We start from the raw sequence: 6,707 nt of genomic DNA on the forward strand, positions 1-6,707 counted from the left end.
GCGCAGCCGGTGCAGGGCGACGGCCATCGCCACCGCCTCCGCGGCGGTCAGGGTGACCGGCGGCAGGGTGCGGGCGCGATCCACCACGTAGCCGCCGGTGCGCCCCGGCTCGGCCCAGATCGGCACGCCGGAGCCCTGCAACGCGGCGATGTCCCGCTCGATGGTGCGAGCACTCACCTCGAAGCGCCCGGCCAGCCAGCGGGCGCTGCGCGGCCGGGGCGACACGGCGCGCAGCTCCTCCACCAGGGCGTAGAGACGGTCCGTGCGGTTCACCCCCGGACGCTAACCCGCGGGTACGACGACGGCGCTCAGGCGATGCAGGCGCAGACGATCAGGGCCGCCCCGAAGTGGGTGGCGGCGCTGACCCGGGCCGCCGGGTGCGGCTCGTCCGAGCAGATGATCTCGCCGAGCTTGCCGGGGGTCAGCAGGTCCAGCACGAAGAAGGCCAGCGCCATGATGAACAGGCCGACCAGCCCGAAGATCACTGTGGACGCGAGACCCTTGCCGAAGTCGCTGTAGCTGGTCAGGATCGCGGTGAACACGATCCCGGCGATGCCGAGCTGGTTGGCGGCCAGCAGCAGCGCGGCGTTGCCGTTGCGCCGCACCCAGATCAGCTCCCGCAGCCTTCCCGGCGTGAGCAGGTCGACCAGCAGGAACCCCGCCGCCATCAGGCCCACCCCAACGACGCCGAACACGACGCTCTGCCATGCTCCGCTGAACAGGTCCTCCAGCACCGATCGCCTCCCGGGCTCCACCGCCCGACGGGGGTGCCGGCGCGGGTGATCGAGACGATAGCGGTCCGACGGCGGCGCGGCGATCCCCCGATCAGAGCGAGAGGTAGCGCTGCCGCTCGTACGGGGTGACCTCGCGGCGGTACTGCTCCCACTCGGCCCGCTTGTTGCGCAGGAAGAAGTCGAAGACGTGCTCGCCGAGCACCTCGGCGACCAGCTCCGAACCGGCCATCACGTCGATCGCCTCGGCCAGGTTCTCCGGCAGCGGCTCGTACCCCATTGCCCGCCGCTCGGCGCTGGTCAGCGACCACACGTCGTCCTCGGCGCCCGGGGGCAGCTCGTACCCCTCCTCGATGCCCTTCAGGCCGGCGCCGAGCAGCACCGCGAAGGCCAGGTACGGGTTGGCCGCCGAGTCGGGCGAGCGGACCTCCACCCGGGCCGAGTTCGGCTTGCCGTACGCGGGCACCCGCACCAGCGCCGACCGGTTCAGGTGACCCCAGCAGACGTACGCGGGGCTCTCGGTGACCCGGTCCGGCAGGTGCTGCGGGAACAGGCGCTTGTAGGAGTTGACCCACTGGTTGGTGACGGCGGTGTACTCCCGGGCGTGCACCAGCAGACCGGCGATGAACGCACGGGCCACCTTCGACAGCTTCATCGGGTCACCGGCGTCGTGGAACGCGTTGCGCTCGCCCTCGAACAGCGACAGGTGGGTGTGCATGCCGCTGCCCGGCTGGTCGGTGAAGGGCTTCGGCATGAAGGTGGCCTGCACGCCCGTGGAGAGCGCGACCTCCTTGATCACGTGCCGGAAGGTCATGATGTTGTCGGCGGTGGTCAGCGCGTCGGCGTACCGCAGGTCGATCTCCTGCTGGCCCGGGGCGACCTCGTGGTGGCTGAACTCGACCGAGATGCCGATCCGCTCCAGCGCCAGGACGGCCTGGCGGCGGAAGTCCCGGGCGACGGCGTGCGTGGTGTGCTCGAAATAGCCGCCGGTGTCCACCGGGATCGGCACCGAGCCGTCCATCGGGCCGTTCTCCAGCAGGAAGAACTCGATCTCCGGGTGGGTGTAGAAGGTGAAGCCCTTCTCGGCGGCCTTCGACAGCGCCCGGCGCAGCACGTGCCGCGGGTCGGCCCAGGACGGCCCGCCGTCGGGGAGCAGGACGTCGCAGAACATCCGGGCGCTCTCGCCGCTGACCCCGCCCTCGAACGGGAACACCTGGAAGGTGGTCGGATCGGGCATGGCCACCATGTCCGACTCGAAGACCCGGGCGAAGCCCTCGATCGCCGAGCCGTCGAAGCCGATGCCCTCCTCGAAGGCGGCCTCCAGCTCCGCCGGGGCCACCGACACGCTCTTGAGCGTGCCCAGCACGTCCGTGAACCAGAGCCGGACGAACCGGATGTCCCGCTCTTCCAGCGTACGGAGGACGAACTCCTGCTGACGGTCCACTTCCACTCCTCGCGACACCTTGTCCGCCTTGGTCCGGTTCTACCGGCCTGACCGACCAGTTTCCACCGGCCCGGTTACGCCGACGTTACGCGACCGCCCCGCGCGCGTCCCGTCCTGTCCCGGGGTGCGGGTCCTCCCGGCGCGGGCGACCCGGCGGCGCCCGGGCGGGGTGGCGGCCGTCTCGCCCGGGCCTCCGTGTCCACGCCCGGACGCTGGGGCAAGATGAGGGCATGCCCACCCTGCGTCTCGCCCTGTGCCAGGTGAACCCGACGGTCGGAGACCTGACCGGCAACGCCGAGCTGGTGCGGGCCTGGACCCGCCGCGCCGCCGACACCGGCGCCCAGCTCGTCGCGTTCCCGGAGATGATGCTGACCGGCTACCCGGTCGAGGACCTGGTCTTCCGCCGGTCCTTCGTGGCCGCGTCGAAGGCCGCCGTCGCGCGGCTCGCCGCCGACCTGGCCGCCGACGGCCTGGGCGGGGTGCCGGTGCTGGTGGGCTATCTGGACGCCGACGGTCCGCCGCAGGTCAGCGGTGACGCCGAGCCGGGCCGCGGGGCCCGCAACGCGGCGGCGCTGCTGCACGACGGCGGGGTGGTCGCCACCTACTTCAAGCACCACCTGCCCAACTACGGGGTCTTCGACGAGGACCGGTACTTCGTGCCCGGTGACATGCTCACCGTGGTCCGGATCGGTGGCGTGGACGTGGCGCTGACGATCTGCGAGGACCTGTGGCAGTCCGGCGGCCCGTTCGCCGCCGCCCGGCAGGCCGGCGTCGGCCTCGTGCTCAACATCAACGGCTCGCCGTACGAGCTGAACAAGGACGACATCCGGCTGCCGCTGGTCCGTCGCCGGGCCGCCGAGGCCGGGGCCACCATCGCGTACGTCAACATGATCGGCGGCCAGGACGAGCTGGTCTTCGAGGGCGACTCGATGATCGTGGGCGCGGACGGCGAGCTGCTCGCCCGGGCCCCGCAGTTCGTCGAGCACCTGTTGGTGCATGACGTGGACCTGCCAGCCGCCGCGTCCGCCCCGGGCGACGACGCCGAGCTGGCCGACGGGCTGCGGGTGGTACGCGCGGCGGTGCGGGGCGACCTGCCCACCCCGGACGGTCCGGCCGCCACCGGCGGTGTCATGGAACCGGTCGCCGACGAGGCCGAGGTGTGGCACGCGCTGGTGCTCGGGCTGCGGGACTACGTCGACAAGAACCACTTCCCGTCGGTGGTGCTCGGCCTGTCCGGCGGCATCGACTCGGCGGTCGTGGCCGCCCTCGCCGTCGACGCGCTCGGCCCGCAGCGGGTGGTCGGGGTGTCGCTGCCCAGCCAGCACTCCTCCGAGCACTCTCGGTCCGACGCCGCCGACCTGGCCAAGCGCACCGGTCTGGACTACCGGGTCGAGCCGATCCAGCCCATGGTGGACACGTTCCTGGCCAACATGTCGCTGTCCGGCGTGACGGTGGAGAACCTCCAGGCCCGGGTCCGCGGTGTCATCCTCATGGCCCTGTCGAACCAGGAGGGCCACCTGGTGCTGACCACCGGCAACAAGAGCGAGCTGGCGGTCGGCTACTCGACGCTCTACGGCGACTCGGTCGGCGGTTTCAACCCCGTCAAGGACGTCTGGAAGACGCTGATGTGGCGGCTGGCGAAGTGGCGCAACGCCGACGCCACCCGGCGCGGCGAGACGCCGCCGATCCCGGAGAACTCGATCGGCAAGCCCCCGTCGGCCGAGCTGAGCCCCGGACAGCTCGACAGCGACACCCTGCCCGACTACGACGTGCTGGACCCGATCCTGATCGGCTACGTCGACGGCGACCTGGGCCGCGACGGCCTGGTCGAGTCCGGCCACGACCCGGCCGTGGTCGACCGGGTGCTGCGGATGGTGGATACCGCCGAGTACAAGCGCCGCCAGTCCGCCCCGGGCACGAAGATCTCCATGAAGGCCTTCGGTCGGGACCGGCGGCTCCCCATCACCAACCGGTGGCGCGAGGACGGCTGAGCCGGTGGCACGGCGCGGCCTCGACACCGTCGGGTCGCGTCGGGAGTGAAATCCTCCACTCCGCCCTGCCGTCGCGCCGTCGGGTGGTGCGACGATCGCGACGGAACCCGGGGACCGCGTACGCGGCCTCGAGGAAGGAGAGAACCATGGTGGAGTCCACCCCGTCCGAGGTGACCGCCCTCTACGGCGGTCCGGCCACCCGACGGGTACGCACCCGTGACCTGATCGCCGCCAAGGAGCGCGGCGAGAAGTGGTCGATGCTCACCTCGTACGACCAGTACACGGCGGCGATCTTCGACCAGGCCGGCATCCCGGCGCTGCTGGTCGGCGACTCGGCCGCGAACAACGTCTTCGGCTACGAGACGACCCTGCCGGTGACCGCCGAGGAGCTGCTGCCCCTGGTCCGCGCGGTGGTCCGGGCGACGAAGCAGGCGCTGATCGTCGGCGACCTGCCGTTCGGCTCCTACGAGGAGGGCCCGACGCAGGCGCTGCGGACCGCGGTGCGGTTCATGAAGGAGGGCGGCTGCCACGCGGTGAAGCTGGAGGGCGGCCGGCGCTGCGCCGAGCAGATCGCCGCGATCGTCGGCGCCGGCATCCCGGTGATGGCGCACATCGGTTTCACCCCGCAGAGCGAGCACACCCTGGGCGGGTACCGGGTGCAGGGGCGTGGCGACACCGCGGAGGAGGTGGTCGCCGACGCGCGGGCGGTGGCCGAGGCCGGTGCCTTCGCGGTGGTGCTGGAGATGGTGCCCGGCGAGGTCGCCAAGCGGATCACGCACGAGCTGTCGATCCCGACCGTCGGCATCGGCGCCGGACCGGACACCGACGCGCAGGTGCTGGTCTGGCAGGACATGGCCGGTCTGCGGACCGGGAAGGCACCGCGTTTCGTGAAGCGCTACGCCGACCTGGCCGGCGCGCTGACCGAGGCGACCCGCCGCTTCTCCGACGAGGTCCGCGACGGCGAGTTCCCCGCAGCGGAACACACCTTCTGAGGTGAAAGGAAGGGCCCCCTCTTAACGCCTCGTGTAGAGGAGGGGGCCCCTCTTAACGCCACCACCAGCCAGGGCGGCCGTCGTGCCAATCTCCTCGCCGTCACCTTCTAACCCCAGCCCGTCGCCGGGCCCGGACCCGCGATCTTGCACTTTGTGTCGCGGCATAAGCGATGAAAGGGGTATGACGCCGGCCCAAAGTGCAAGATCGCGGTGCGGGCGGGCTTGGTGGCCCGGCGAGCGCCGGCTCAGAGGTCCGTGACGCGGATGCCGGCGTGCGCCTTGTAGCGCTTGTTGATGGCGATCAGGTTGGCCGTGAACGCCTCGATCTGGTGGGCGTTGCGCAGCCGGCCGGCGTAGATGCCGCGCATGCCGGGGATGCGGGCGGCCAGCGCGCCGACCACGTCGACCAGGTCCCGGTCCTCGGTGCAGATCAGCACGTCCAGCTCGATCCGGTCGATCTCCGGGTCGGCCAGCAGCGGGGCGCTGACGTGGTTGAACGCGGCGCAGACCCGGGAGTCGGGCAGCAGCGCGGCGGCCTGCTGCACGGCGCTGCCCTCCTCGACGCGCAGCGCGTACGGGCCCTGCTTGTCGAAGCCGAGCGGGTTCACGCAGTCGACCACGATCTTGCCGGCCAGCGGCTCGGCGAGCGCGGCGACGGTCGCGGCGTGCCCGTCCCACGGGACGGCGATGACGACGACGTCGCTGCGGCGGGCCACCTCGTCGTTGTCCGCCCCGGTCACCACGACTCCGGCGGGCACCCCGGGAAGGGCCGTGATCTCCTGCGCCGACTGCGCGGCACGCTCGGCGGACCGGGATCCGATCAGCACCGTCTGGCCGGCCCGGGCGAACCGGTAGGCGAGCCCTCGCCCCTGGTCACCGGTGCCACCGATGATGCCGACGGTGAGCCCGGAAACGTCGGGCAGTGTGCTCGCGTCGTATGCCATACGCCCATCCTCGCAAAACCGCCGCGCCGGCAGCAGTATCGGGCGCTGTGACAAACCCCGCCCGAGGTCAGGCTCGTTCGAAGGCGACCGACCGGGCGGACGGGTCGGCGGTGACCAGGCGGACCCGGATCCGCTCCCCCAGTGGCAGGTCGCCCAGGCAGCGGGCGCGTACCGGCGGGTCGTCCAGGGCGACGGTGCCACCGGGGCGGCGGCCCGGCCGGGACCGGGGGCCGGGCGGCGCGTCGACGTCCACGACGGCCGCGTCGAAGACCTCACCGACCCGGTGCTCCAGCAGGACCGCCTCGGCGAGTTCGATGGCGCCGCGGGTGGCCGTCGACGCGGTCCGGTCGGTCGCGGCCATCACCTCCGGCAGTTTCGGCAGCGCCGCCCGGGCCCAGTCGGGTATCTCCCGGCCGTCGTGCAGGGCCAGGCAGACCTCGGTCGCGTACCGGTCGGCCAGGCGCCGCAACGGCGCCGTGACATGGGCGTACGCGGCCGCGACCCCGCCGTGCGCGGACTGCTCGGGCAGCGTCATGATGACCGGTTCGTCTCTCTTCGACCATCTTGCTCGGCAGCTGACGGGCTTGTGCGAGGTTGCGCAGACG

6 protein-coding genes and 1 pseudogene are annotated in these 6,707 nt (G+C 72.1%); 2 read left to right on the forward strand and 5 right to left on the reverse strand.

The features are described from left to right. From AB0I76_RS19290 to AB0I76_RS19300, 3 genes are all read right to left on the reverse strand, one after another. A partial coding sequence (locus tag AB0I76_RS19290) for an HTH domain-containing protein (RefSeq protein WP_357037034.1) occupies positions 1–273 on the reverse strand: 273 nt, incomplete at its 3' end. Between the two features lie 35 nt (positions 274–308). After that, positions 309–734 (reverse strand): DUF350 domain-containing protein, encoded by a 426-nt coding sequence (locus tag AB0I76_RS19295; RefSeq protein WP_357037037.1) that lies wholly within the window; start codon positions 732–734, stop codon positions 309–311. Between the two features lie 91 nt (positions 735–825). Then, on the reverse strand, positions 826–2,175 hold the full coding sequence (locus AB0I76_RS19300; RefSeq protein ID WP_357037040.1) for a glutamine synthetase family protein: 1,350 nt from the start codon (positions 2,173–2,175) through the stop codon (positions 826–828). A 230-nt stretch (positions 2,176–2,405) separates the two neighbouring features. Between AB0I76_RS19300 and AB0I76_RS19305 the strand changes: the two genes are divergently transcribed. Together AB0I76_RS19305 and panB are read left to right on the forward strand one after the other, a co-directional pair. Then, positions 2,406–4,166, forward strand: a complete 1,761-nt coding sequence (locus AB0I76_RS19305) for an NAD+ synthase (RefSeq protein ID WP_357037043.1) — start codon at positions 2,406–2,408, stop codon at positions 4,164–4,166. A 146-nt stretch (positions 4,167–4,312) separates the two neighbouring features. Further along, positions 4,313–5,158: a 3-methyl-2-oxobutanoate hydroxymethyltransferase gene (gene panB / locus AB0I76_RS19310; protein ID WP_357037046.1), complete on the forward strand. Its 846-nt coding sequence runs from the start codon at positions 4,313–4,315 to the stop codon at positions 5,156–5,158. A 245-nt stretch (positions 5,159–5,403) separates the two neighbouring features. On the opposite strand, the gene npdG is transcribed toward panB, so the two are convergent. Continuing rightward, positions 5,404–6,102: an NADPH-dependent F420 reductase gene (npdG, locus tag AB0I76_RS19315; protein ID WP_357037049.1), complete on the reverse strand. Its 699-nt coding sequence runs from the start codon at positions 6,100–6,102 to the stop codon at positions 5,404–5,406. A 67-nt stretch (positions 6,103–6,169) separates the two neighbouring features. Then, positions 6,170–6,631 (reverse strand): annotated as a pseudogene (locus AB0I76_RS19320) (RNB domain-containing ribonuclease); the annotation flags it as partial. Between the last annotated feature and the right edge of the window lie 76 nt (positions 6,632–6,707).

The organism is Micromonospora sp. NPDC049799 (genome assembly GCF_040656655.1).
Classification (GTDB): Bacteria; Actinomycetota; Actinomycetes; order Mycobacteriales; family Micromonosporaceae; genus Micromonospora.

Coding starts and splice junctions, on each gene's coding strand:
- AB0I76_RS19305 (WP_357037043.1), top strand. CDS start 2,406: ATGCCCACCCTGCGTCTCGCCCTGTGCCAGGTGAACCCGACGGTCGGA.
- panB (WP_357037046.1), top strand. CDS start 4,313: ATGGTGGAGTCCACCCCGTCCGAGGTGACCGCCCTCTACGGCGGTCCG.
- npdG (WP_357037049.1), bottom strand. CDS start 6,102: ATGGCATACGACGCGAGCACACTGCCCGACGTTTCCGGGCTCACCGTC.